Raw genomic sequence first — 388 nt, 5'->3', positions numbered from 1 at the left:
GGGGGTCGCAGGTTCAAATCCTGTCACCCCGACCATATAAATTATAAAATATGCGGATGTAGTTCAATGGTAGAACTCCAGCCTTCCAAGCTGGTAGCGTGGGTTCGATTCCCATCATCCGCTCCATTAGTTTCCAGACTACTACGTCGAATGGTCATCTTTGCTGGATGGAAATTGTGTACTCGAAGAGTGTTCCATTACTCCAACAAAAATATAAAGAAAAAAAACAGTTGACAAATTAACATAATACATAATAAGATATATTTTGTCGCTGTTACGACACACTAATTGAAACTTTGATTGCTCTTTGAAAACTGAACAGTGTAAAAGCCAAGCGTACCACAGAAATGTGGACCTAATCAATTTATTAGAGTTAAGGATAACTTTT

1 tRNA gene is annotated in these 388 nt (G+C 37.9%); it reads left to right on the top strand.

Annotated features, from left to right (window positions below):
- Window positions 1-52 precede the first annotated feature (52 nt).
- Window positions 53-126 (top strand) — tRNA-Gly (locus TEPIDINF_RS14815).
- Window positions 127-388 lie beyond the last annotated feature (262 nt).

This window comes from Tepidibacillus infernus (assembly GCF_048898065.1).
In the GTDB taxonomy this organism is placed as follows: Bacteria; Bacillota; Bacilli; order Tepidibacillales; family Tepidibacillaceae; genus Tepidibacillus_B; species Tepidibacillus_B infernus.
The sequence above is the reverse complement of the archived record's forward strand: the minus strand, read 5'-3'. Positions and strand labels throughout refer to the sequence as shown.